This window comes from Streptomyces sp. RKAG290, from assembly GCF_023701695.1.
Lineage (GTDB): Bacteria > Actinomycetota > Actinomycetes > Streptomycetales > Streptomycetaceae > Streptomyces.
Genome location: NZ_JAJOZC010000001.1, coordinates 6,959,555 through 6,983,815 on the forward strand (window position 1 = coordinate 6,959,555; position 24,261 = coordinate 6,983,815).

Annotated in this window: 20 protein-coding genes and 2 pseudogenes; 10 read left to right on the forward strand and 12 right to left on the reverse strand. The window is 70.8% G+C overall.

The features are described from left to right. Window positions 1-38: 38 nt before the first annotated feature. On the reverse strand, window positions 39-2,486 hold the full coding sequence (locus LNW71_RS30760) for an RICIN domain-containing protein (RefSeq protein WP_250971174.1): 2,448 nt from the start codon (window positions 2,484-2,486) through the stop codon (window positions 39-41). A gap of 533 nt (window positions 2,487-3,019) precedes the next feature. On the opposite strand from LNW71_RS30760, the gene LNW71_RS30765 reads away from it, so the two are divergent. The 6 genes from LNW71_RS30765 (at window position 3,020) to LNW71_RS30790 (ending at window position 10,290) form a co-directional block, all read left to right on the forward strand. Next, window positions 3,020-4,105, forward strand: a complete 1,086-nt coding sequence (locus tag LNW71_RS30765; RefSeq protein ID WP_250971175.1) for an ABC transporter substrate-binding protein — start codon at window positions 3,020-3,022, stop codon at window positions 4,103-4,105. A gap of 188 nt (window positions 4,106-4,293) precedes the next feature. Further along, on the forward strand, window positions 4,294-5,949 hold the full coding sequence (locus LNW71_RS30770; RefSeq protein WP_250971176.1) for a sugar ABC transporter ATP-binding protein: 1,656 nt from the start codon (window positions 4,294-4,296) through the stop codon (window positions 5,947-5,949). Continuing rightward, entirely contained in the window at window positions 5,946-6,923 is a 978-nt protein-coding gene (locus LNW71_RS30775) for an ABC transporter permease (protein ID WP_250971177.1), read from the forward strand. Before LNW71_RS30770 ends, LNW71_RS30775 begins: the two co-directional genes overlap by 4 nt. Next, window positions 6,920-7,981, forward strand: coding sequence for an ABC transporter permease (locus LNW71_RS30780; RefSeq protein WP_250971178.1), 1,062 nt, complete (start codon window positions 6,920-6,922; stop codon window positions 7,979-7,981). The genes LNW71_RS30775 and LNW71_RS30780 overlap by 4 nt, the downstream gene beginning before the upstream one ends. Window positions 7,982-8,078: 97 nt before the next feature. Beyond that, complete coding sequence (locus tag LNW71_RS30785; protein WP_250971179.1) at window positions 8,079-9,113, forward strand: LacI family DNA-binding transcriptional regulator; 1,035 nt, start codon at window positions 8,079-8,081, stop codon at window positions 9,111-9,113. 97 nt (window positions 9,114-9,210) lie between these two features. Further along, the gene (locus LNW71_RS30790) at window positions 9,211-10,290 is read left to right on the forward strand and encodes an aldose epimerase family protein (protein ID WP_250971180.1); all 1,080 of its coding nucleotides are present in this window, start codon (window positions 9,211-9,213) and stop codon (window positions 10,288-10,290) included. A gap of 73 nt (window positions 10,291-10,363) precedes the next feature. On the opposite strand, the gene LNW71_RS30795 is transcribed toward LNW71_RS30790, so the two are convergent. Then, on the reverse strand, window positions 10,364-13,378 hold the full coding sequence (locus tag LNW71_RS30795) for a carbohydrate binding domain-containing protein (RefSeq protein ID WP_250972206.1): 3,015 nt from the start codon (window positions 13,376-13,378) through the stop codon (window positions 10,364-10,366). A gap of 296 nt (window positions 13,379-13,674) precedes the next feature. On the opposite strand from LNW71_RS30795, the gene LNW71_RS30800 reads away from it, so the two are divergent. Further along, complete coding sequence (locus LNW71_RS30800; protein ID WP_250971181.1) at window positions 13,675-14,091, forward strand: acyl-CoA thioesterase; 417 nt, start codon at window positions 13,675-13,677, stop codon at window positions 14,089-14,091. A 7-nt stretch (window positions 14,092-14,098) separates the two neighbouring features. On the opposite strand, the gene LNW71_RS30805 is transcribed toward LNW71_RS30800, so the two are convergent. Further along, complete coding sequence (locus tag LNW71_RS30805; RefSeq protein ID WP_250971182.1) at window positions 14,099-14,674, reverse strand: YdeI family protein; 576 nt, start codon at window positions 14,672-14,674, stop codon at window positions 14,099-14,101. 188 nt (window positions 14,675-14,862) lie between these two features. On the opposite strand from LNW71_RS30805, the gene LNW71_RS30810 reads away from it, so the two are divergent. Beyond that, the gene (locus LNW71_RS30810; RefSeq protein WP_250971183.1) at window positions 14,863-15,231 is read left to right on the forward strand and encodes a helix-turn-helix transcriptional regulator; all 369 of its coding nucleotides are present in this window, start codon (window positions 14,863-14,865) and stop codon (window positions 15,229-15,231) included. Between the two features lie 47 nt (window positions 15,232-15,278). On the opposite strand, the pseudogene LNW71_RS30815 reads toward LNW71_RS30810, so the two are convergent. Together LNW71_RS30815 and LNW71_RS30820 are read right to left on the reverse strand one after the other, a co-directional pair. After that, a pseudogene (locus tag LNW71_RS30815) lies at window positions 15,279-16,651 on the reverse strand (FAD-dependent oxidoreductase). Between the two features lie 76 nt (window positions 16,652-16,727). Then, on the reverse strand, window positions 16,728-17,396 hold the full coding sequence (locus tag LNW71_RS30820; protein WP_250971184.1) for a DUF305 domain-containing protein: 669 nt from the start codon (window positions 17,394-17,396) through the stop codon (window positions 16,728-16,730). Between the two features lie 175 nt (window positions 17,397-17,571). On the opposite strand from LNW71_RS30820, the gene LNW71_RS30825 reads away from it, so the two are divergent. Continuing rightward, on the forward strand, window positions 17,572-19,062 hold the full coding sequence (locus LNW71_RS30825) for a hypothetical protein (protein ID WP_250971185.1): 1,491 nt from the start codon (window positions 17,572-17,574) through the stop codon (window positions 19,060-19,062). 255 nt (window positions 19,063-19,317) lie between these two features. Here LNW71_RS30825 and LNW71_RS30830 read toward each other — a convergent pair whose 3' ends face one another. The 7 genes and pseudogenes from LNW71_RS30830 to LNW71_RS30860 form a co-directional block, all read right to left on the reverse strand. Next, window positions 19,318-19,542, reverse strand: a complete 225-nt coding sequence (locus LNW71_RS30830) for a hypothetical protein (protein ID WP_250971186.1) — start codon at window positions 19,540-19,542, stop codon at window positions 19,318-19,320. Window positions 19,543-19,654: 112 nt separating this feature from the next. After that, window positions 19,655-19,834 carry a hypothetical protein gene (locus LNW71_RS30835; RefSeq protein ID WP_250971187.1) on the reverse strand — a complete coding sequence of 60 codons (180 nt, stop codon included), beginning with the start codon at window positions 19,832-19,834 and terminating at the stop codon, window positions 19,655-19,657. 70 nt (window positions 19,835-19,904) lie between these two features. Next, window positions 19,905-20,605 (reverse strand): annotated as a pseudogene (locus LNW71_RS30840) (HAD family hydrolase). Window positions 20,606-20,651: 46 nt separating this feature from the next. Beyond that, a complete protein-coding gene (locus LNW71_RS30845; RefSeq protein WP_250971188.1) occupies window positions 20,652-21,359 on the reverse strand; it encodes a phosphatase PAP2 family protein in 708 nt (235 codons plus the stop codon). A 68-nt stretch (window positions 21,360-21,427) separates the two neighbouring features. Next, a complete protein-coding gene (locus tag LNW71_RS30850; RefSeq protein WP_250971189.1) occupies window positions 21,428-22,363 on the reverse strand; it encodes a M56 family metallopeptidase in 936 nt (311 codons plus the stop codon). A gap of 86 nt (window positions 22,364-22,449) precedes the next feature. Beyond that, window positions 22,450-23,067 carry a DUF5134 domain-containing protein gene (locus LNW71_RS30855; protein WP_250971190.1) on the reverse strand — a complete coding sequence of 206 codons (618 nt, stop codon included), beginning with the start codon at window positions 23,065-23,067 and terminating at the stop codon, window positions 22,450-22,452. 115 nt (window positions 23,068-23,182) lie between these two features. Then, the gene (locus LNW71_RS30860) at window positions 23,183-23,569 is read right to left on the reverse strand and encodes a VOC family protein (protein WP_250971191.1); all 387 of its coding nucleotides are present in this window, start codon (window positions 23,567-23,569) and stop codon (window positions 23,183-23,185) included. 133 nt (window positions 23,570-23,702) lie between these two features. On the opposite strand from LNW71_RS30860, the gene LNW71_RS30865 reads away from it, so the two are divergent. After that, window positions 23,703-24,260 carry a GNAT family N-acetyltransferase gene (locus tag LNW71_RS30865; protein ID WP_250971192.1) on the forward strand — a complete coding sequence of 186 codons (558 nt, stop codon included), beginning with the start codon at window positions 23,703-23,705 and terminating at the stop codon, window positions 24,258-24,260. The last annotated feature ends 1 nt before the right edge of the window (window position 24,261 follow it).

Here is a 24,261-nt window from a genome sequence, read left to right on the forward strand (position 1 = left end):
GCGGGGAGCGGTGCGGGATTGCGTGGAACAGTCGGGGGTCAGACGAGCTGCCAGAGGTGGTCGTCGGTGCCGTTGTCGTCGTACTGCACGACGTGGGCGCTGTCGGCGGTGGACATGTTGTCGACGCCGAGGACCTTGGCGGAGTGCCGGTTGCGGATGCGGTACCAGCCGTCTCCGTCAGGGACGAGCTGCCACAGGTGGTCGTCGGTGTCGCTGTCGTCGAACTGGACGACGTGGGCGCTGTCGGCGGTGGACATGTTGTCGACGCCGAGGACCTTGGCGGAGTGCCGGTTGCGGATGCGGTACCAGCCGTCGCCCTCGGGGACCAGCTGCCAGTCGTGGTCGTCGGTGCCGGTGTCGCCGAACTGGACGACGTGGGCGCTGTTGGCGGTGGACATGTTGTCGACGCCGAGGACCTTGCCGGAGTGCCGGTTGCGGATGCGGTACCAGCCGCCCGAGAGCCACGGCTGCGCGTCCGGGTCGGCAGTCGGGAACGACGTGATGCGCAGGCGCGCCGCACCCATGGGGACGAGCGTGATCTCCTCGACCGGTTGCGTGCTGCGGGCCGGACTGTCCTGGAGCGGGGTGACGACGTGTTCGCCGTCCGCCGCCCACTCCGGGATGCGGCGGGCCCGCGCGGTCATGGTCAGCGGGGTGCCGTCGAGCGTGAACGGGTTGGCGTCCTTGACGTGGCTGACCGTGTGGTGGTGCAGCGAGGCCGCCGGCTTCTTCTCGTCCAGCACGAGTCCGTAGTTCCACGGGCCGGTGGCGTGCACCCCGAACTCCGGGAACTGGTCGGTGCCGCCGATGCGCTCGTAACTCTCACCGATCCGCAGCGAGTACGTGAGCGGGCCGCGGTCCACGCTGACGGAACCGTGGTTGTGCTCCCAGGTGCGGACGGTGGTCTGCTGCGGGAAGCGCAGGGTCACCTTGTCGCCGTCGGCCCAGGTGCGGTCGATGCGGGTGAAGGCGGGTCCGGCGGGAGCGTCCACGCCGCGCCCGTTCACCTTGATCTCCGGCACGGCGCACCAGGCCGGCACCCTGAGCACCAGCGGGAAGCGCAGCTGCTTGGGTGCCTTCAGGGTCAGGGTGACCGTGTCGGTGAACGGATAGCCGGTCTCCTCGGTGAAGGTGACCTCGGTGCCGTCGGCGACCTTCGCGGTGACCTCGCTGCTCGCGTACATCGCGGCGGCGAGACCGCCGTCGGGGGTGGCGAGCCAGAGCTCCTCGACGAAGTAGGGCCAGCCCATGCCGTAGTTGTGCGGGCAGCAGCGGTACTGGTCCACGCCAGGCAGGAACGCCTGCATGGCGAAGCCGTTCTGGAACTGCCGTTGCTTCTTCGGCGCGTTGTCCAGGTCGACGCTGTTGGCACTGGTGATGTAGTGGATCGACCTGCCGGACGGGTCCAGCGAGGCGGGCAGCGAGTTGAAGGCCAGTTCCTCGCAGCGGTCGGCCCACAGGGGATCGCCGGTGATCCGGGTGAGCAGCTGGTGGCTGGCCATGAACTCGACGATCCCGCAGGTCTCGAAGCCCTGGCGCGGGTCGCCGTGCCCGGGACGCGCGTTCTCGTCCCCGGCGAAGCCGCCGCCGGGGAACTGCCCGTACTGGTCCATGGCCTTGCCGTAGGTCCCGTAGGTGTCCCGGGTGTCGTCGGCCGAACCGCTGCGCAGCGCGTACTGGGCGGGCTCGCGGAAGCCCTGCGCGATGTTGACGTTGTGCAGGTTGACCAGGTTGTCGCCCCAGTCGGCGCCGTTCGCGTGGATCTTGTCGGCGAGGTCCAGCAGGAAGGTGTCGCCGGTGCGGTTGAAGAGCCAGAACACGCTGTCCAGGCCGTCGCCCCAGCGCAGCGCGATCCAGCTGGTGTTGAAGGCGCCGGGCCCCTGGGCGTTCATGTAGCGGAAGAACCGGCTGAGGAAGGGGATGATCCGGGTGTCCCCGGAGTACTCCTGCCAGGAGCGCAGCGCCTGGACCAGCGGGAGGAAGGGCCAGAAGTCCGGGCCGCCGTTGAGCGAGGTGCGCAGCGACTTCGGGCCGAAGAGGCCGTCGGACTGCTGGGTGGCGAGGATCGCGTCGAACCAGCGGCGCACGGTCGCCAGCGCCTTCGCGTCGCCGGTGACGATGGCGAGGTCGGTGTAGCCGCGCAGCCAGTACGGGACCTCCTCCCAGCCGCCCAGTTCGGGGCGGACCCAGCCGGTGGCGGTGAAGTCCAGGAAGTGCGAGAACTCCTCGTACCGGCCGCAGAGGCCCTCCAGCTGGAGCTTCAGCTGGCCGGCCAGCCAGCCGCGCGCGGTCACCCGGCCGGGCGGGAGTTTCAGGAACGCCGTCGGGTGGAGGGGGGCGGCGTTGGGGGAGTAGTGGCCCCCATGGGCCGGTTCTGCGCGGTGCTCGGCCGCGGTCGCGGTGGTGGCCCAGCGGCCGCTCGCCGCCGTGGCGGCCGCGGCCGTGGCCAGCGCACCGGCCATGAGTTGTCTGCGGTTCAGTGGCATGGAGGGGTCTCCTGCTCTCTGCCGGCCGTGCGGGGACTCCGGCTCGGGGAAGGCGCATGACACGTGCGGGCTGCCAAGACGCTCCGGCGGGGGACGGATACCGGGACGCGCCCATGGCAAGGAGCGCCGTCGCGACCCGGCGGGCTGCGCGGCAACTTCTATGCAACGTTGGAAAATTGGCTACCGGCGGTATGACAGCACGGCGTCAAGCGGCTGTCCAGGGGTGCGGCAGTAACCGGTGGGGCCGCAGCCGCCGGCCGGACCCGAACAACTCCGACACATTTTGGAAACGCATCGACAACGCTCTTGCCGCCCGTGCCGCGCCGCCTATATAACGTTGTAAACCGAGCCGCCGAGAGGCCGCACAGGCTCTCACGACCGCAGTCCGTGCAGCTGGGGCCCACCCCCGTGAAGCACTCGCGGGGTCGTGAGGAATGCAGTGACATCAGCCGCCGAGCGGCCGATGCATCGTCCAGCCATGCCCGACCGCACGCCCACCAGCGTGCCGTCATCCCGCCAAGGAGCCCCCGCGCATGATGATCCAGCGCCGAACCCGTACCCTCGCCGTGGCCTGCCTCCTCGCCGCCACCGCCACGCTGGCCGCCTCCGGCTGCTCCAAGTCGGAGGGCTCGGACAACGCGAGCGCTGACAGCAGCCAGGGCGCCCAGGCGGCCAAGTCCCCCGAGTCCTCCTCCGGTTCCGGCTGCTCGCTGCAGACCTACGGAGCGCCGAAGCTGGACCTGAAGAACGCGGTGGTCGGCTTCTCCCAGTCGGAGAAGGAGGCCAATCCCTTCCGGATCGCCGAGACCCAGTCCATCAAGGACGAGGCCAAGAAGGTCGGCGTCAAGAAGCTGCTCACCACCAACGCCCAGTCGCAGCTGTCCAAGCAGATCAGCGACATCCAGGACATGCTGTCGCAGGGCGCCCAGTTCCTCATCGTCGCCCCGCTGAACTCCGACGGCCTGGAGCCGGCGCTGAAGGCCGCCGCCGCCAAGAAGGTCCCGGTCCTCACCATCGACCGCAAGGTCAACTCCACCGCGTGCAAGGACTACGTGGCCTTCCTCGGCTCCGACTTCGTCGAGCAGGGCAAGCGCGCGGCGGACGCGATGATCAAGTCGACCGGCGGCAAGGGCAAGGTCGCCATCCTCCTCGGCGCGTCGGGCAACAACGTCACCACCGACCGCACCAAGGGCTTCGTCGACCAGCTCAAGGCCAAGGCCCCCGACCTGAAGATCGTCGCCCAGCAGACCGGCGAGTTCGCGCGCGACAAGGGCCAGCAGGTCATGGAGCAGCTCATCCAGTCCAAGCCCGACATCACCGCCGTCTACGCGGAGAACGACGAGATGGGCCTCGGCGCCGTCACGGCCCTGAAGGCTGCCGGCAAGAAGCCCGGCAAGGACGTCAAGATCGTCTCCGTCGACGGCACCCGCAACGCCGTCCAGGCCCTGGTCAACGGCGAGTACAACGCCGTCATCGAGTCGAACCCGCGCTTCGGGCCGCTGGCCTTCGCGACCGCCCAGAAGTTCTACGGCGGCGAGGAGATCCCGGAGAACGTCATCATCACCGACCGTGCCTACGACGAGTCCAACGCCAAGGCCTCGCTCGGCGGCGCGTTCTGACCTGACCGGCACCACCTGCCCGTAGTACCCGCAGGGGCGCCGGGCGGGCAGGGACCGGTCGCGTACCGACCCGTACGCGACCCCCGGCCCGCGCCGGCCCCCGGTGGATCACCTGCCGCCGTGGCGCTCCCCCGTCACGGCGGCCACCGGGCCCACACCCTTGGAAGAGCGGAAGGCCAAGACCAGCCATGGCACCACCCGAAGCAGTACCGCAGCCGCCGGAGCCGGCCGCCTACGTGAAGGAGGCAGCCGCGCCTGCCGACGGCGCGGCGCAGGCAGCCGGCGCGGCCGTGCCCGTCCTGGAAGCGCGTGCGGTGAGCAAGCGCTTCCCGGGCGTCGTCGCCCTCGACGACGTCTCCTTCTCCCTGCGTGCCGGGGAGACCCACGCACTGGTGGGGGAGAACGGAGCCGGCAAGTCCACCCTGATCAAGGTGCTGACGGGCGTGTACCAGCCCGACGGGGGAGAGCTGCGACTGACCGGACAACAGGTCGCCTTCGCCCGGCCGTTCGAGGCGCAGCAGGCCGGCATCTCCACGATCTACCAAGAGGTGAACCTCGTCCCGCTGATGAGCGTGGCGCGCAACATCTTCCTCGGCCGGGAGCCGAAGAACCGTTTCGGCCTGATCGACTTCTCCCGCATGCACCGCGAGACCACCGAACTGCTCGACGGCTTCGGGGTGCGCGTCGACCCGAAGCGGCCGCTGCACACCCTGGGCATCGGCACCCAGCAGATGGTCGCGCTGGCCCGCGCCGTCTCGGTCAACGCCCAGGTCGTCATCATGGACGAGCCCACTTCCTCGCTGGAGCCGCGCGAGGTCGAGACCCTGTTCCGGGTCATCGAGGACCTGCGTGAGCGCGGCATCGCCGTGCTCTACGTCAGCCACCGCATGGACGAGCTCTACCGGATCTGCGACCGCGTCACCGTGCTCCGCGACGGCCGCCACATCCACACCGGTGACCTCGCCGACCTCGACCGCATGCAGCTCGTCTCGATGATGCTCGGCCGCGACATGGCCGAGGTCCGGCGCTCCGGCCTCACCAGCTTCGGCTCCGAGGGACACGACGCCTCCCGCACCCCCGTGCTCACCGCGAAGGGTCTCTCCCGCAACCACCAGCTCCACGACATATCCCTGTCGTTGTACGCCGGCGAGGTGCTCGGCCTCGGCGGTCTCCTCGGCTCCGGCCGCAGCGAGACCGCGAAGGCCCTGGCCGGTGCGCTGAGCCTGGACTCCGGCGAGATCGGGGTCGGCGGGCGCACCCTGCGCAGGCTCACCTCCGCCGGCGCCATCCGGGCCGGGATCAGCCTGCTGCCCGAGGACCGCAAGGCCGAGGGCATCGTCCCCGGCCTCTCGGTCCGCGAGAACATCGTGCTGGCCGCGATGCCCCGCCTCTCCCGCGCAGGTGTCGTCTCCCGCGCCAAGCAGGACCGCATCGTCGACATCTTCATGAAGCGGCTGCGGATCAAGGCGGCGAGCCCCGAACAGAAGGTCGGCGAGCTCTCCGGCGGAAACCAGCAGAAGGTCCTGCTGGCCCGCTGGCTCTGCCTGGAGCCCAAGGTGCTGCTGCTTGACGAGCCCACCCGCGGCATCGACGTCGGCGCCAAGGCCGAGGTCCAGAGCCTCATCGACGACCTCGCCCGCGAGGGCCTCGCCGTCCTGCTCATCTCCTCCGACATCGAGGAACTCATCGAGGGCGCCGACCGCATCGTCGTCCTGCGCGGCGGCGCGGTCGCAGGCGAACTGGCGGGCGACGAGGTGGCCGAGAGCCACCTGCTCGAAGTGCTCGCCGACCACTCACCGGCGCCCGCAGGGAAGGCCCCGGCCGCTCAGGAGGACCCCCGATGACCCAGGCCACGCTCTCCACCACACCCGCCGCCCGCCCCCTGGCGCGGCTGCGCGACCCCGCCTGGTACCAGGAGTACGGCGTGTACCTCGCCGTCGCGGTGGTGCTCCTGTTCAACGCGCTGTTCACCGAGCACTTCATGACCGCGGACAACCTCCGCACCCAGCTCGTCCAGGTCGCGCCCATCGTCATCGTCGCCCTGGGCATGGCCCTGGTGATCGGCACCGAGGGCGTCGACCTCTCCGTCGGCTCGACCATGGCGCTGGCCGCCGCGCTCCTGCCGCTCTACCTCGGCTACGGGCTGGTGGCCGCCCTCGTCATGGCCCTGCTGGCCGGAGCGCTCGTCGGCGCCGTCAACGGCACGCTCGTCTCACTCGTCGGGCTGCAGCCGATCGTCGCCACCCTCGCGCTGTTCGTCGGCGGCCGCGGCCTGGCCCTGGTCATGGCGGACGGTCAGCTCAAGCAGATCGTCAACCCCGACCTGCTGTCGCTCGGCACCGGATCCTTCCTCGGCATCCCGCTCGTCGTGCTCATCGCCGCGGTCCTCGCGGTCGCCGTCGCCTTCCTGGTCCAGCGCACCACCTTCGGCCGCCAGGTCGTCGCGATCGGCGGCAACCGGCCCGCGGCCGCGCTCGCCGGGCTGCCCGTGCGCCGCGTACTGATCGGCGTCTACATGCTCTGCGGGGTGCTCGCCGCACTGGCCGGCATCCTCGCCACGGCCAGGCTCACCGCCAGCGACCCCTCCTCGCTCGGCACCCTCATGGAACTCTCCGCCATCACGGCGGTCGTGGTCGGCGGCACCCCGCTGAACGGCGGTTCCATCCGGGTCCTCGGCACGGTCGCCGGCGCCCTGCTGATGCAGTTGCTGCGCGCCACGCTCGTCAAGCACGACCTGCCCGACTCCACCGCACAGATCGCCCAGGCGGCCATCATCATCGCCGCCGTCTACGTCGCCCGGGAGCGTCGGTCCCGATGAACGAAACCTCACCTTCCCCGGTGGCCCAGGCCCCGGCACCGCGCAAGACCTCCGCAGCGGCCGGCGGCGGCGCGCCCCGCCCCGTGACCGGCGAGCCACCCGCGCTCGGACAACGGCTCGCCGAACTCCTCCAGCGTCAGGGCGTGCTCGCGGTCCTGCTCACGGTCGTGATCGCCGCGTCCTTCATCTACCCGACGTTCGCCACGCTGGACAACGCCCGCGGCGTGACCGTGCAGGCGTCGTTCCTCGCCGTGGTGGCCCTCGGCATGACCATGGTCATCATCACCGGCGGCATCGACCTGTCCGTCGGCTCCGTCTTCGCGCTGGGCGGTGTGCTTGCCGCGTGGGCCTCGCAATGGGGCTTCCTTGCCGCACTGTTCCTGCCCCTCGTGGTGTGCGGTGCGATCGGCCTGCTCAACGGCTTCCTGGTGGCGCGCGCCGGAATGGCACCGTTCATCGTCACGCTCGCCACCCTGCTCGGGGCCCGCGGCATCCTCCTGGCCTTCACCGACGAGGGCGCCACCACCTACCTGGTCCCCAAGGGATCGGCCTTCGCCGAGCTGGGGCAGGGGAGCGTGTGGGGGTTCGGCTACCCGATCCTCATCGCTGTCGTGCTGTTCGGCATCGGCGGACTGGTCCTGCAGCGCACCTCGTTCGGACAGACCCTCTTCGCCGTCGGCGGCAGCAGCGACGCGGCCACCCTGATGGGCCTGCCCGTGGCCCGTACCAAGATGCTCGTCTACACCCTCAGCGGACTGCTGGCCGGGCTCGCCGGCGCGCTCAACGCCGCCCGGCTCTCCTCCGGCGTCACCATCGTCGGCGTGGGCATGGAGCTCGACGCGATCTCCGCCGTCGTCATCGGCGGCACCCTCCTGGTCGGCGGCGCCGGATCGATCAGCGGGACGCTCTGGGGAGTACTGCTGCTGGCCGTCATCCAGAATCTGATCAACCAGATCGGCTCGCTGAACTCCTCGTACCAGTCGGTCGTCAGCGGTGGGTTCCTTATCGTTGTCGTCGTGGCCCAGCGCTACCTCGCGCGCAGCCGCAGAAGCACCTGAACCCGTGCCGGGGCCGCGGCCCCGGCACAGGTCCAGCCGAACCGGCGGAGCCGGGCCACTGCGCTTCAACGCGCGTCAAGTCGATTCAGGGAGTGCCGTGGGCGTCAGCCTCAAGGACGTTGCGCAACGGGCGGGCGTATCGATCAAGACCGTGTCGAACGTGGTGAACAACTATCAGCACGTCACACCGAAGATGCGCGCCAAGGTGCAGCAGGCCATCGACGAGCTCGGCTACCGCCCCAACCTCACCGCACGGCACCTGCGCAAGGGCCGCACCGGCATCATCGCCCTCGCCGTCCCCGAGTTCGGCAACCCGTACTTCGCGGAGCTGGCGGGCGCGGTCGTCGACGCGGCGGCGAGGCACGACTACACCGTGCTGGTCGACCACACCGGTGGGCTGCGGGAGAAGGAGCTCCTGGTCAGCCAGGGGTTTCGGTCCCATGTGATCGACGGCCTCATCCTCAGCCCGATCCACCTGGAGACCGAGGACCTGATGGCGCGCACCGAGACCGCGCCGCTGGTGCTGCTCGGCGAGCGCGAGTACGAGGCCCCGTACGACCACATCGCCATCGACAACGTCGCGGCCTCCCGGGAGGCCGTCCGCCACCTCATCGACCAGGGGAACCGGCGGATCGCCTTCCTCGGCTCGCGCACCGGCCGCGAACGGCAGCCGGCCCATCTGCGGCTGCGCGGCTGGCGGGAGGAGCTCGCCGCCGCGGGCATCGAGCCCGACGAGTCGCTGGTCGTGGTCACCGACGGCTACGGCCGCGAGGACGGGGCCACCGCGATGGCCGCCCTCCTGGACCGCGGGGAGCAGCCCGACGCCGTGTTCGCGTACAACGACCTCATCGCCATCGGAGCGATGCGTACCCTCTTCGAACGGGGTCTGCGCATCCCCGAGGACGTCGCCGTCGTCGGGTTCGACAACATCGAGGAAAGCCTCTACGGAGCGACCACGCTGACCACCGTCGCCCCGGACAAGGAAGCCATCGCCCAGCTGGCCGTCGACAGCCTCGTCGAGCGCCTCTCCGGCGAACCGGTGTCCGAACCCAGGCGGCCCCGGCCCGGCTACCGGCTCGTCATCCGGGAATCCACCGTCCCCCGGCCACCCGCCGAGCGGGCCGGACCGTAGTGCCCCGGCCGGCACGGCCTGCTGGGCGGGGCACCAGCGGCCGTACCCCCGGCCGTCCCTGCCCCGCCCGGCCGTCCGCTCGTCCCAAGGATCTCTGATGCCTCGCCCCACCGTGAACCGCAAACCGTTCGGCGCCCATGGGCACACGGACGTCGACGTCTGGACGCTCGACTCCGGGACCGGAGTCCGGGCCGAGATCCTCACCTACGGCGGCATCCTGCACCGCCTCACCGTGCCGGACACCGCGGGAGCCACCGCCTCGGTCGTACGCTCGCTGACCGCCCTGGACGAATACACGGGCAAGAACCCGTTCTTCGGCGCCCTCATCGGCCGCTTCGCCAACCGCATCGCGCACGGCCGCTTCACCCTCGACGGGACGGCGTACCAGGTCCCCGCCAACGACCGGGGACACGCCCTGCACGGCGGGCCCGACGGCTTCCACACCCGTGTCTGGCAGGCCGCGGGCGAGTCCACCGCCACGGCGGCGACGCTCCGGCTCACCCTGCACAGTCCCGACGGCGACATGGGATTCCCCGGTGCGCTGGACGTCACCGTCACGTACACCCTGGACGCGGCGGGCACCCTCGCCCTCGACTACACCGCGACCACGGACCGCGCCACCGTCCTCAACCTCACCAACCACGCCTACTTCGACCTCTCCGCACGGGGCGACATCCGCGGGCACACGATCCAGGTGGACGCCGACAGCTACCTCCCCGTCGACGAACAGGGCATTCCCGAGGGCCCGGCCACGCCGGTGCACGCGACCCCGTTCGACCTCACCGCCCCGAGCACCGTCGGGGAGCGGATCACCCTCCCGGACGAACAGCTGCGCAGGGCGGGCGGGTTCGACCACTGCTGGATCCTGCACGAGCCCGCGACACCGGGGGAGCTGCGCCGCGCCGCCCGGCTCACCGCCCCCGGGGCCGAGCGGGTCATGGAGGTGTGGACCACCGAACCCGGCATCCAGGTCTACACCGCCAACCAGCTCGACGGCACCATGGCCGCGCCCGGCGGCGGGCACCACGACCGCCACAGCGCCGTCTGCCTGGAGACCCAGCACCTGCCCGACTCACCCAACCGCCCGAACCACCCCGGCACGGTCCTGCGCCCGGACGAGGTCTTCCGCAGCCGCACCGAGTTCAGGTTCCCGCACCTCGCCGCCGCCACGGCCTGAACCGGCGGCACCGGAACGGGCCCGGCCCGCGGATGTCACACACTCCGCGGACCGGGCCTCCTGCCGCCGTGCGTCACTTCAGATACGGGCCCGCCGCCCCGACCTTCCCCGGAGCGGCGTTGCTGCCGCCGAGGTCCAGGACGTAGATCCGCATGTTGCCCTTGCCGGGGGCCGCCACGCTCAGCTTGCCGTCCGACACCACCTTGGTGTCACCGGTGACCGCGTCCTGGTAGGTGCCGTTGGGGATCCCGGTGTAGGTGGCCGCGCCGGTGACCGTCACCAGGGCGAAGCTGTCCACTCCGTTCGCGGCGTCGGTGTAGCGGCGCTTGTACGCCATCTGCCCGGTGATGCCCTCGGTGGAGTACTGGCCCATCTGGAGGGCCGGCACGGCGCGCCGGATCTCGTTGAGCCGCTGGACGTGCTTGACCAGCGGCTTGCTCAGTGTGTTCGCGACCTCGCCGGTGGCCGAGGAGACCTGGCCGAAGCCGGACGCCTCGACCGTCCCCGCGAGGTGGTCGCCGTAGTAGGCGCGGCCGGTGGTCGCCAGCGGGCAACTGGGCCCGCAGTCGATCTTCTTGCCGGCCTGGAACTCGATCTCCGATCCGTAGTACAGGGTCGGGATGCCGCGGAAGGTCCACATCAGAGCCATGTTCTCGGCCCAGGCGTCGGTGCCGCCCGCATAGCGTTCGCTGCTCTTGTTGGGACCGTAGTCGTGACTGTCGACGTAGACGACGTTGTACGTGGCGTCGTTGTAACTGTCGTCGGAGTCCTTGCCGTTGTTGTACGCGTTGTCGGCGTCACCGAAGTTCATGTGCATCCGCATGTCGATGACGTTCATGCCGGAGAACTCGCTGTGGTCCGGCGTGTGGTAGGTGTTGCCGGCCAGGAAGGCGTTGGCGGAGACCGGCTGAGCCCCGGTGCCCAGCTTCTCCTCGTAGTCGTACATCTCCAGTGCGGCCTTGCTGTCGTCCGCGCTGTACTCCTTGCGCTCCTTCCAGGTGAAGAACTGCGCCGAGTGGTTGACCGATCCGCGGTTCCACTTGTCGTTGACGAACGCGCCCACCTCGCCGAAGACGAAGAAGTTCTTCGCGGCCGTGGCACCGAACTGCTGGGTGACGCGCTCCTGGATCGCCGGCAGGAAACGGCGGTTCCAGGTGGTGCGGGGGATGTGGACGGCGGTGTCGATGCGGAAGCCGTCCACGCCCATGTCGATGTACTTGTCGTACGCGCCGATCAGGTAGTTCTGGACCGGTGCGGACTCGGTGTTGAAGTCGGCCAGGTCCTCGTGCAGCCAGCAGGAGCGCGAGTCCTCGCCCTCCCAGTTCCCCAGCCAGCAGTTGTGGTAGTACTCCTTCGGGAACATGCCCGAAGTCGGGTTCGGCCACTGGCAGTTGTAGATCCTGTAGCCCTCCGGCGAGGTGGACCCGGTGGGCTTGCCCCAGTTGACGCAGGTGTTGCCCGAGGGTTCGGCGGTGGACCACAGGTCGCCGTTGTAGTACGACTTCCCGGACTTCGTCTCCACGCTCACGCCGTCGTACTCGAAGCCCTCGTCCTTCTCGTCGTAGTACCAGCTCCACTGGTCGTCGCGGACGCCGTAGACGGCCGGGGTGTACAGGCCCTTGGCGCCCCAGCGCGAGGAGTGGTTGTAGACGACGTCCTGGTAGATCTTCATGCCCTTGGCGTGCGCGGCGTTGATCAGGTCCTGGTACGAGGCGCCCGCCGATTCGAGGCGGCCGTCGACCTGGTAGAAGTCGTAGCCGTGATAGCCGTGGTAGTCGTAGTCGGACCGGTTGAGCACCACCGGGGTGATCCAGACGGCCGAGAACCCGAGCCCCTTGATGTAGTCGAGCTTGTTGACCAGACCCTTGAAGTCGCCCCGGAACATGGGGTCGCCGTTGGCCGCGTTACCGGACTTCACGTCCTGGCTGCCGCCCCGGTTGTTGCTCGCGTCCCCGTCGTCGAAGCGGGCGGTCAGGACGAAGTAGACGGGGTCCTTGCGCGGGTCGGTGCCCAGCGGCCTGCCCGCCGCGGGGGCCACCGGCCCGGAGCCCGTGGTCACGGTCGCGGCGGCCGAGGGCGCCGAGGTGTTGCCCGCCGCGTCCACCGCCTTGACGGTGTAGGTGTAGGCCGTCTTCTCCTCCAGATGCGCGTCGGAGTAGACGGTCGAGCCGACATCGCTCACCATCGAGCCCTTGGTGCCGCCGGTACGCGTCACCTGATACCTCGTCACGGCGCGGTCGTCGGTGGAGGGTTCCCAGGTGAGAACCGCCGACACGCCGTCCACGTCGGCCTTCACCCGTGTCGGGACGGTGGGTGCCTCGGTGTCCGCGGGCTGGGCGGCACACGGGTCGGCGGCGTCCTTGGTCACGGCCTTGTTCCTGACCGTGGAGACGCCCGCGAACAGGGTGTAGTCGCTGCCGTTGTTGTTGTCCCAGACGCCGTTGCCGTTGTTGAACGCGGCCTGCATCTTCGTCGCGGTGCCGAGCTCGACCGAGCGCTTCACCCAGCCGGTACAGGCCGCCTCCATGCCCACTCCCGGCACGGCGGTCCAGGACCCGCCCGCCGGCTGGTAGTGCAGGTTGGTGGTGGTCCAGCCGACGGTCGTGGTCGAGTAGTAGACCGTGGCGGTGTTCTCCGCACCGGCCGTGGCGGTCGGGGAGGGGGAGGGGTCCGGACCTGTTCCGGCGCACGGATCGCTGTGCGCCACCACCCCGTCCCTGACGGTGAGGGAGCCGGTGCCCAGCGCGTAGTTCTTCCCGGCGTTGTTGTCCCAGACGCCCGATCCGTCCGTGAACGTGGCGGCCAGGCCGGTCGAACTGCCCAGCGGCACGGTCTTCTTGACCCAGTCCGTGCACGCCGCCTCCATCCGCGCGCCCGGCAGGGCGGTCCAGGATCCGCCGTCAGGCGCGTAATGGAGGTGGTAGGCGGACCAGTCGCGGGTCTTCGTGTAGTAGAAGACCGTCGCCGTGTTCTCCGAGGCCGCCACGGGCGTGGCGGCGGGGGAGCCCGCCGGGTCCGGTGCGGCCGTGAGCAGTCCCAGCAGTCCGACGGCCGCCGCGACCGCGGCCAAGGGGCGTCCGAGCAGCAGATGGGGGAGCGTTTCATTCGTCTCTCCAGGGGAGTGCGGCAGCCTTCCGGCCGCCGCAGCCAACTGCGGGTGCTCATCGAGCACCCGCGGATCCCGCCGGAGAACCCGGACGCGCCTCGGGGTTCGGGCGAGCAGTGCATCCGGACAGCAAGAGCTGTCTGAATTTTGCTGCAATGTTTTGCGGTCTGGAAGCTACCCGTGCATGACAGGTAGGTAAAGAGTCCGAACGGCACCGGTCGTCCGGGCGCCGGGGTCCGCGGGGGAATGCCGGAATGCACCGGGCTGTTTCGACGTCCATGACCTTCTCTGTGGACGTGACCGTGCGGGGCTACGAACTCGACACCCAGGGCCATCTCAACCAGGCCGTCTATCTCCAGTACGCCGAGCATGCGCGCTGGGAGCTGCTGCGGGCCGCCGGGCTGCCGCAGGAGAAGCTGCTGGCCGACGGGGTGGGGCCGGTCGCGCTGGAGGTCACGGTGAAGTTCCGCAAGGAACTGCGGGGCGGTGAGCGGGTGCGGGTGTCCTGCCGGTTCGACTACGGGGAGGGCAAGACGTTCACGACGGAGCAGCAGATCCTCAAGGAGGACGGCACCGTGGCCGCGGAGGTCACGGGTCTCGCGGGCATCCTCGACCTCACGACCCGCAGGCTGGTCGCCGATCCGCGCGGCCGCCTCGCCTCGCTCGCCAAGGACCCGGACCTGCTGAGCGGCTGACCGCGCGTCACGTGACCTTCCGGCCCTCCCGCAGTGCGGCCACCGCTCTGTGCAGGCGGGCCGCCCGGACCTCGGGTGTGCGCGCCGTCATCAAGCGCATGATCACCAGGTACCGGTCGGTCCTGCCGAGCTGCTCGTAGAAGCGCCGCGCCGGTTCGTCCGCCTCCAGGGCCGCGGCGAGGTCGGCCGGGACGGTCGCCGTGCGCTGCGAGGGGTACGCGGCGTCCCACCGCCCGTCCGACCGTGCCGCCTCGACCTGGGCGAGGCCGGCCTCCCGCATACGGCCGGCGGCGAGGAGCGCCTCGACCTTCTCCACGTTGACCTGCGACCACGTGCTCCGCGGCCGGCGCGGAGTGATCCGCTGCAGGTAGTACACCTCGTCGAGGGACTTGCGCTGACCGTCGATCCAGCCGAAGCAGAGCGCGACGTCGATGACCTCGGCAGCGGTGACGGACCGCACGCCGGAGCTCCGCTTGGCGATCTTCAGCCACAGGCCGGTCCGGTCGGCGTGATGCTTCTCCAGCCACGCTTCGAGCCGGCCGGCCTCTTCGAAGGGGAGGGGGCTCTCGGGTGTCTCCGTCATCCGACTGCGCCTCCTGGGCAGATGGCCGGGCCAGTGCCCGTCGATGGACGCCACGCTATCCATGATCGAGGCCGGATTCTGTCCTATATGCCGGGCGTCCGTCCCGGCCCTCACTCGTGGCGCCGGTGTGAAACTACGATGGGTCTCGTATTATGGGAGGCCCCGGACGAAGACGATGCGGAGCCACCGTGACCCCTGCCAGCGCCACAGACCCGGCCGTCGGCGCCCGCGCGCTCGCGCACCCGGCACGTGACGAGATCAGGATCGAGTCGGTGCTGCACGCGCTCTCCGATCCGGTGCGCCTGTGCGTGGTGCGTGAACTGGCCGCCGCCGACGGCGAGCTCACCTGCTCCCGGTTCGACCTGCCCGTGTCCAAGTCCACCAGTACGCACCACTTCCGGGTGCTGCGCGAGAGCGGCATCGTCCAGCAGGTCTACCGCGGCACCGCCAAGATGAACGGGCTGCGGCGCGAGGACCTGGAGGCGGTGTTTCCCGGACTGCTGGACCGCCTGCTCGAAGCCGCGAACCGGCAGGCGGACCGGCTCGCCGGGCGCTGACCCCTCCCCACCGCCCACGCCCGGGCGAGGGCCCCGGCAGGGCATCCCTACGTGAGGCTGTCGTCCTGTGCCGCGCGCAGGAGCCCCGGCCAGTCCGGGATCTTCACCGGACCACGGCCGAGCGACCGCCCCAGAGCCGCCTCGGCCCGTTCGATCGACAGCCAGCCGTCCCACGCCACCGGGCGCAGCCCCCATGTCCGCAGCGCGGCCAGCGGATCCGGCGCCGACGGGCGGCCGGTGAGCAGCGGGGCGTCCTCGATCAGCGAGGCGACGGTCTCCTTCGCACACGACCGGTTCGAGCCGATGACCCCCGTCGGCCCTCGCTTGATCCATCCCGCGACGTACTGCCCGGGCACCGGCACCCCGTCCCGCAGCACCCGTCCGGCCAGGTGGGGCACCGTCCCGTGCACCGGGTCGAAGGGCAGGCCGGGCAGCGGCATCCCGCGGTAGCCGACCGCACGCAGTACGAGCTGGGCGTCGATGTCCTCGAACACTCCGGTGTCGCGCACCCCGCCGCTGCCGTCCGGTGCCGTGCGGGCGAACCGCACACCGGCCACCCGCCCCCGGCGCTCCAGCAGTTCGACCGGACGCAGGAAGAACCGCAGCCCGATGGTCCGGGACGGTGTGCCTGCGGTGGCGGGGGCGCCGGCGGCCCACCCGCGCAGCACGTCCAGGTTCCGCCGCACCATCGCGGGCAGTACCGGCGAGCCCGGCGCCGTACCGGCGTAGGCCGGATCCAGGGCGAGCTCCGCCGGGTCGACGACGATCCGTGCCCCGGGGAGCCCGCCGAGCTCCCGGAGCTCCTTCGTGGTGAACCTGGCCTGTGAGGGCCCCCGCCTGCCCGCCATGTGGACCTCACGCACCCGGCTGCCCGCCAGCACGCCGAGCGCGGGCTCCGGCACGTCGGTCGGCCGCAGCTCGTCTGCCCCCGGGCGAGGATCCGCGCCACGTCCACGGCGACATTGCCGACGCCGATCACCACGGCCGAACGGGCCTGGAGCGCGAAGCGGTTGGCGGCCGCGTCGGGGTGTGCGCTGTACCAGGAGACGAAGTCGGTCGCCGAGTGACTGCCGGGCAGCTCCTCGCCGGGGATGCCCAGCGGGCGGTCCGTGGCCGCTCCGACGCAGTAGACCACCGCCTGGTAGAGCGCGCCCAGCTGCTCGGGCGACACCCCGTCCCCGCCCACCGGGACGTTGCCGACGAAGGTGACCCGCTCGTGCTCCAGCACGGCGCGCAGGCTCTGCTGGAGTGACTTGATCTTCTCGTGGTCCGGAGCGACTCCGTACCGCACCAGGCCGTACGGACAGGGCAGCCGGTCAAGGACATGCACCCGCACATCGGGCACCAGGTTCTGTGCCACCAGGGACTGGGCGGCGTAGATCCCGCTGGGGCCGGATCCGACGACGGCGACACGTAGCACGGCGCACCTCTTCCCGGAGGGTGACTCCAGCATCGCACCGGCGGGCCCGGCGGGGGAGGGGCGCGCCGGGCCTTCGTCAGGAGGAGAGGGCGCGCATCCGGCCGATCTCGGTCGTCTGCTGGGCGACGACGTCGTCGGCCATCTCCTCGACCTGCACGTTGTTCCCCTCCGAGAGCACCTGGGTCGCCATGGTGACCGCCCCCTGGTGGTGGGTGATCATCCGCTTCAGGAAGAGCTTGTCGAAGGCCGCGCCCTTCGCGGCCCGCAGCTGTTCCAGCTGGCCGGGGGTGGCCATGCCGGGCATGGCGCCGTGCTCGTGCCCGTCGGCCTGCTCCGCCCGGTCGTGGCGGGAGAGCCAGCCCCGCATCGCACCGATCTCGGGCTGCTGAGCCGCGGTGATGCGCTCGGCGAGCCTCTTGACCGCGGCCGAGCCGGAACGGGAGGGGACCAGGGCGGTGAGCACCAGCGCCTGGGAATGGTGCTGGATCATCATCCGGACGTAGCGGACGTCCGCCGAGTTGGGTGTGTCCGCGCCTGCGGCCTTCGCGGCCTCCTCGGCGGAGAGCGTACGCGCGGGCTCACCCGGCTTCCCGGGGGCCACGACCGAAGCGGCCCCGTGGGACCGGTCGTCGGAGCCGCTGTCACCACCGCCCGCGTCGCAGCCGGCCGAGGTGAGCGCGGCGGCGGTGACGGCGGCGGCGAGGGCGATTCCGCGAAACCGCCGGAGGTGACGACAAATCAACAAAGCGGCCTCCGTTGACACATGGGTGGTTGCTCTCTGTCCTAGCACGTCAACGCACAGCTGCGATCAGAAACTTTCATTACGGCTCAGTTGCCATCTGTTGAGATGTACATGGGAAGGACGATACTGCCGGGGTCCGTGAACCGGTCAACTACATTCGGATCCATGGGAGGACGCAGTGACCTCGTTGCACACCACCCCGGTGCGGCGCAGACGTCTGGGCGTGGCGGCTGCCGCCGTCGGGCTCTTCGCGACTCTGCTGACGGCCGGGCCCGCGGCCGCGACGCCCGACCCCGGTGACTCGGCCGCGAACCGCACCGCGGCCTCCACGCGCCAGCAGGCCGAGGCGACCGCCGCGATCAAGAGCGGTGAGATACCGGGCGTGGACGAGATCGTCCACAGCAGCAACATCACCCATCTCGCCAATGTCCCCAAGGACGCGCTCCAGGGACTCAACACGGACCTGGCCTTCCAGGGGAAGTACGCCTTCGCCGGGAACTACGACGGCTTCAGGATCTTCGACATCAGCAACCCGAGGTCGCCGAGGACGGTGGCCCAGGTCCTGTGTCCCGGATCGCAGAACGACATCTCCGTCTCCGGGAACCTGCTCTTCCTGTCCACCGACTCCTCGCGCAGCGACAACTCGTGCGCGAGCACCACGCAGCCGGCCACGGAGAAGTCCTCCTGGGAGGGCATGAAGGTCTTCGACATCAGCGACAAGCGCAATCCGAAGTACGTCGCCGCCGTCGAGACCGCGTGCGGATCGCACACCCACACGATCGTCCCGGAGCGCAGAGACGTCTACGTGTACGTCTCCTCGTACTCGCCGAGCGAGACGTTCCCGGACTGCCAGCCGCCGCACGACGGGATCTCCGTCATCAAGGTGCCGCGCAAGGCACCCGAAGAGGCCCGCATCGTGAACTTCCCGGTGCTCTTCCCGGACGGCGGGAACCCGGGCGCGCCCGCCAACCCGGGCGTGTCCAAGACCACCGGCTGCCACGACATCACCGTGCTGCCGTCCAAGGATCTGGCGGCCGGTGCGTGCATGGGGGACGGCCTGCTGTTCTCCATCAAGGACCCGGAGAACCCGAAGATCATCGACCGGGTCCAGGACAACGTGAACTTCGCGTTCTGGCACTCGGCGACCTTCAACCAGCGGGCCGACAAGGTCGTCTTCACCGATGAGCTGGGCGGCGGTGGCGCGGCAACCTGCAACGAGGAGATCGGTCCGAAGCGCGGCGCCGACGGCATCTACGACATCGTCGGCCGGGGCGACCACCGCAAGCTGGTCTTCCGCAGCTACTTCAAGATCGACCGGCCGCAGGCCGACACGGAGGTCTGCGTCGCCCACAACGGTTCGATCATCCCGGTCAAGGGCCGTGACCTGATGGTCCAGGCCTGGTACCAGGGCGGAGTCTCCGTGTGGGACTTCACCGACTCCTCGAAGCCGAAGGAGATCGGCTTCTTCGAGCGCGGTCCCGTCACCACGGAGGAGGTCACCACGGCCGGTCCGTGGTCGGCCTACTACTACAACGGCTACATCTACTCCAACGACATCGCCAAGGGCTTCGACGTCCTGAAGATCGACGACCGGCGCACCGATCCGGCGAAGCGGGTGCGCACGGACGAGCTCAATGTCCAGACGCAGCCGGACTACTTCGACCGCTGAGCCGACGGCAGGCCGTACCGCACGCGGAGCCTGAAGGCCCGGGAGCCGTGACTGCCGCGCCGGTTCCGCCGGGGGTTCCTCACCCGGCGGAACCGGCGTTCACGCGCCGTGACGTTCATTGACCGATCCGCCGCACCGGGACATGCTGTACCCCCGCGTCGACCGGCTGCCGGCCGCAGGCAGTCGCATGGTCCGCGGCCGGCCGGGGTGACCGCCTGGTTCCGGCGGCGCAGGGGATCGCCGGAACCAGACGACTCAGGCCGCCTCGTACCGGTGTGCCCGACCGCCACGCCACTCGACCCACTCCGGGCTGTCCAGGATGCGCTCGGGGTCGTCGAGCCCCGCGCCCTCCAGGAACACGATCACATCGTGGTCGGAGTGCGCGAGGCCCAGTATCTGGACCCGCCCGTCGCGCTGGACGGTGACGCGTCGCCCGCCGGAGGGGGACGGGCGGAAGATCACGATCGGGGGAGAATTCATGCCTCCAGGGTGCGACGTGCCGACGGCCGACGCACAGCGGACCGGAAACCCGGTCCCGGGGCGGATCAGGAACGTGTAGCGGCGGTGAACCGGCCGCCCCGCCCGAGGAGGGTCAGGCGGCGGACCTGGCGCTGCCGCGGGTGGCAGCGGCCCACTCGACCAGCAGCCGCTGGTACTCGTCCTCGTCAGCCGGGGACAGGTAGCCGCCCGAGCGCTGCCACAGTTCGCGAATGTCTTCATTCACCACTGCGGCGGAACGCACGGAACCGGACGGGCACGGAGTCGGGGGCATAGGTACCAGGCTAAGGCCCCGATGTGACAATCCGACCCATTGGGCGTCAGGGACATCTCTCACATGTTATTCAGGCAACCCCGGGCCTCAATCCGAGCTCCCTCAGTGCGGAAGGCCGCTCTGCCAGCGGCGCATGGTCCACGAACCGCACCTCGCAGCCCAGCGCGGCCGCCCCGGCGTCCGCGTGCCGGTCGTCGCCGACCATCACCACATCCGTCGGATCGTGGCCCAGAAGTGTGCAGGCCTTGTGGAAGAGCCGTGCGTCCGGCTTCTGGATGCCGTGCTCGTAGGACAGCACGTACGCGTCGACGAAGGGTCCAGTCCGTGCGCCCGGAAGACCGGCCGCAGATCCCATCCGATGTTGCTGACCACGCCGATCCGGACGCCGCTGTCGCGCAGCCCGCCCAGCACCTCGGCCGCGTCCGGATACGGCTGCCATGCCGCCGGGGTCCGGTGCCGGTCGTACAGGGCGTCGTACAGTCCGGGATCCGGCAGTGCGACCTGGCGGGCCAGGCCGGTGAACGCGGCCCGGTGCCGGGACGCGCTCGCGTCGCGGACGGCCCAGGCCTCCGCCAGCGCCTCGGGCACGCGCTGCGGTGACGGGCCGCCCGGCAGGGCGCCGGCTGCCTCCAGTTCCGCCGCGTACCGGTCGAAGTCGGCCTCGTCCACACCGACCCCCCGCTCGGCGAGGGCCGCGGCGAGCCAGGACCGGACGGATTCGATCCGGAACAGCGTCCCGGAGAAGTCGAAGAGCACACCCTTGATCGGCATGGCCCGATCCTCACCGATGCGGCGGCGTCCCGGCAAGGACGGCTGCTCAGACAGGGGGTTCCGGCCGTTCGCGTTCCGACCGTTCGCGCGACCCGTACCGGTCGAACCCGGCAATCGAGAAGGCGACCAGCGCGGCCCCCAGCAGCCACCCGCCCAGCACATCGGACGGCCAGTGCACGCCCAGGTAGAGCCGGGTGGCGCCGACCCCGAGCACCGAGACCCATGCCACCACCGTCGCCGCGCACCGGGTCCGGGGTCCGGCGCCGTGACGGCGCAGCAGCCACAGCAGCAGGCCGCAGCTCACCACCGCCGTCATCGCGTGTCCGGAGGGGAACGCCGCGTAATGGGCGGAGTCCACCGGATCGGGCCACCGGGGCCGCTCCCGGCCCACAGCGGCCTTGATCCCCTGCTGCAGAAGACTGGAGAACAGGGTCGTCACCGCCACCCAGGCCGCGAGCAGCCGTTCGCCGCGCCACCACAGGGCCACCACCGCGACGGCGATCAGCGCGCGCATCGTCCACGGGTCCCACAGCCAGTCCGTCAGCACCCGGTTGACGTGGACGAGGCCTGGCTCGGTCACCGCACGCCGGTGCAGCGCATCGGCGACCGTGCGGTCCAGGCGCATCAGCGGGGGCCACCGCGCCGCGACCAGGGCCAGCAGCGCCAGGGCGAGGACCGCGCAGCCGGCCCCCGTCCACAGGGCCGGCCAAGGGGTGCGGGTGCGGTCCGGTCGGGCGAGGGGCGGGGAGTGCATGGAGGGATCCTCGCCGACGAGCGGTGCGCCAGGCCATCACGGTGCGCCGGGCCCGAGGGCGTGTCCCGCTATCCGAGGGCCCTGAGCCCCGGGACGAACGCCACCAGGAGCGGAACCACCGGTACGAGCGTGGCCGCCGCGGTCAGCCGCAGCCGTCGGCCCGCGGTGAGCCGCCCCGCGGGCGCCAGCAGCCGGTTGACCCGCAGCGGCACCTGCGCGTCCGGCGTGGGACAGGGGCCGAACACGCCCCGGTCCTCGTTGAGTTCGACCAGTGCGAGCGCGGTCGTCAGCCGGCCGAAACGCCGCGAGGCCATGTCGTCGGCGGCCAGCTCGACGAGCCGGTGCATCTCGCCACGGAACGCCGCGAACACCGGAACCTGCGGAAAACCCGTCGCCAGCGCGGCGGAACAGTTCAACAGCCAGTCGTGGCGCGCCTGCGCGTGACCCTGCTCGTGCGCGAGCACCGCATCCAGCTGACGGCCCTTCAGCCGCCCCAGCGCCGCGGTGGTGATGACCAGTTGGGGCGCGGCACCCGGCAGCCACCAGGCGTCCGGGCGTTCCCCCTCCAGCACCACCAGGCGTCCGCTGCCGGGCTCCTCGCCTGGCATCAGCGGGGAGCGCACCAGGAGTTCCGCGCGCCGCTGCCTGCGCCGCAGCTGAGCCCGGCGGATCTCCCGGGTCAGCATCGCGGCCGTCCACACACCGCCGAGGGCCAGCAGCACGGCCATCACGGCCGACCACGGCCCGTACGCCGCAAGGGCGTACGCCTCTACGACGCCGTGCGGTGCGGGCGCGAAGACGTGGCCGCGCACGGCCTGCCAGGCCGCGGCCGCGCTGAACGTCATGGACAGCCCGAAGGACAGCAGCACACCGGCCACCACGCACTGCCATACCCACAGGGCCACAACCGGCTCGCGCTCCGGCCATTCGGCCCTCGCCATCACCCGCGGGGTCACGACGGCGGCCAGTGCACCGAGCAGCAGCAGCGCGAGGGAGACCAACATGGCGTCAGCCTATGAGGGGCACGGCGCACACGGGTATGGCTGCGCTCGCCAAGTGACGTACGACACGGTTTGCCGGGCCCCCTGTCTCACAGGGTGAGCAGCATCGCGAACATCGCTATCCCCATGGTCAGCCGGCAGGCCATCGCCAGCTCCGGCCGGGCGCCCCAGCCCGCCGCCCGCGGTCCGCCCGCCACGGCCCCGTCGCCGGCCGTCGTCGCGGCCACCGGTATCAGCCGGGCGCCCGAGTGCAGCACGTACGCCGCGTAGTAGGCGAGGAGCAGCCCGGTCAGCAGCGGTGCGCCGTCGGCCGTGGCCATGGTGTGGGAGCCGTGACCGCCGTGTGCCGCTCCGCCGGCCCCCGCCATCACGAGGGCCATGTAGACCATCGCCGACGAGCCGACCAGGTGGTGCAGATGGTGACCGCTGCGCCGGGAGAACCAGAGTGCGCGCAGCGCGGCGACACCGAACAACGCCGCGTACACCGCCCAACCCCACGCGGGCGGGGCGACGACGGCCGCGGGAACGGCCATCGCGGCCATGCCGAAGCCCATCAGCGCCTCCGCACGCGCGGTCCGGCGCTCCTCCCCGGTCCCGCTGCGGGTCCGCAGCAGGCAGTACGCACCCGTCACCGCGCACAGCGCCGTCAGCAGGCAGCCGGGCACCACCTGTCCATGCACAGCAGACCTCCCCCGGGCGAACGGCATCGCCTTCGCCTAGTCGATGCCCGGGGCCGGACGCTCGTACGCGGCGCACGGGAGTACTGGGGGAGCGCGCGGCGGGGGTGCAATGCGATGCACCCGGTGCGAGCGCTCTCGGACGTCAGGGCCGGAAGCGGAGTGGATGGTCCGCAGGCACCTCGACGACGGCGATCCGGACCCCGTCCGGATCGGAGATCCACATCTCGTCCAGCCCCCAGGGCTCACGCTGCGGCGGCCGCAGCACCTCCACCCCCCGGGCCGACACCTCCTCGTACGCCGCGCGTACGTCGGCCACCTGGAGCCACAACTGCATTCCGGGAGCCGGTGGGGCGTCCCCGCGGCCGGAGAGCTCAAGGAAGCCGCCGCCGAGGAAGTACACCGTCCCCCGCTCGGGGCCGGTACCGAACTCCCGGTACACGGGCAGCCCGAGGGCCTCCCCGTAGAAGGCCCGTGACCGATCGGGATCCGTGGGACGCAACAGGACGCGGCTGCTCAGCACATGAACCATGGTCGGAGCCTAAGGGCGGCGAAAGGGCGCGCGGGCCAGGCACGATCCCGGCGAGAGGCCTCAGGGCCCTTGCCGCGTGGTGGGGGGTTACGCTGCTGCGGCAAGGCCACGGCAGAGAAACGGAGAGCCCCTCATGGACACCGCACCGCCCCGGGACTCGGGAGAGCTGACCTTCCGCGACGCGACCGACGCAGATGTTCCCGCCCTCGTGGAGCTCATCCAGTCCGCCTACCGCGGTGACTCCAGTCGTGCCGGATGGACCACCGAGGCGGACATCCTGCAGGGGCAGCGGACCGACCCGCAGGGAGTGCTCGCGGTGGTCGAGGACCCCGGCAGCCGGCTGCTCGTGGTGGAGCGTGACGGGGAGCCGGTCGCCTGCTGCCAGCTCGAACACCGCGGTGAAGCGGCCTACTTCGGGATGTTCGCGGTCCGCCCCGCACTCCAGGGCGCGGGCCTCGGCAAGGTGATCATCGCCGAGGCCGAGCGCACCGTCCGGGAGAGCTGGGGCGCGCGCGAGATGCACATGACCGTGATCTCCGTCCGGAACGATCTGATCGCCTGGTACGAGCGCCGCGGCTACCGCCGTACGGGAGAGCTGAGCCCCTTCCCGTACGGCGACGAACGCTTCGGCATCCCGCAGCGCGACGACCTCGCCTTCGAGCTGCTGATCAAGGACCTGCCGGCCGGCTGAG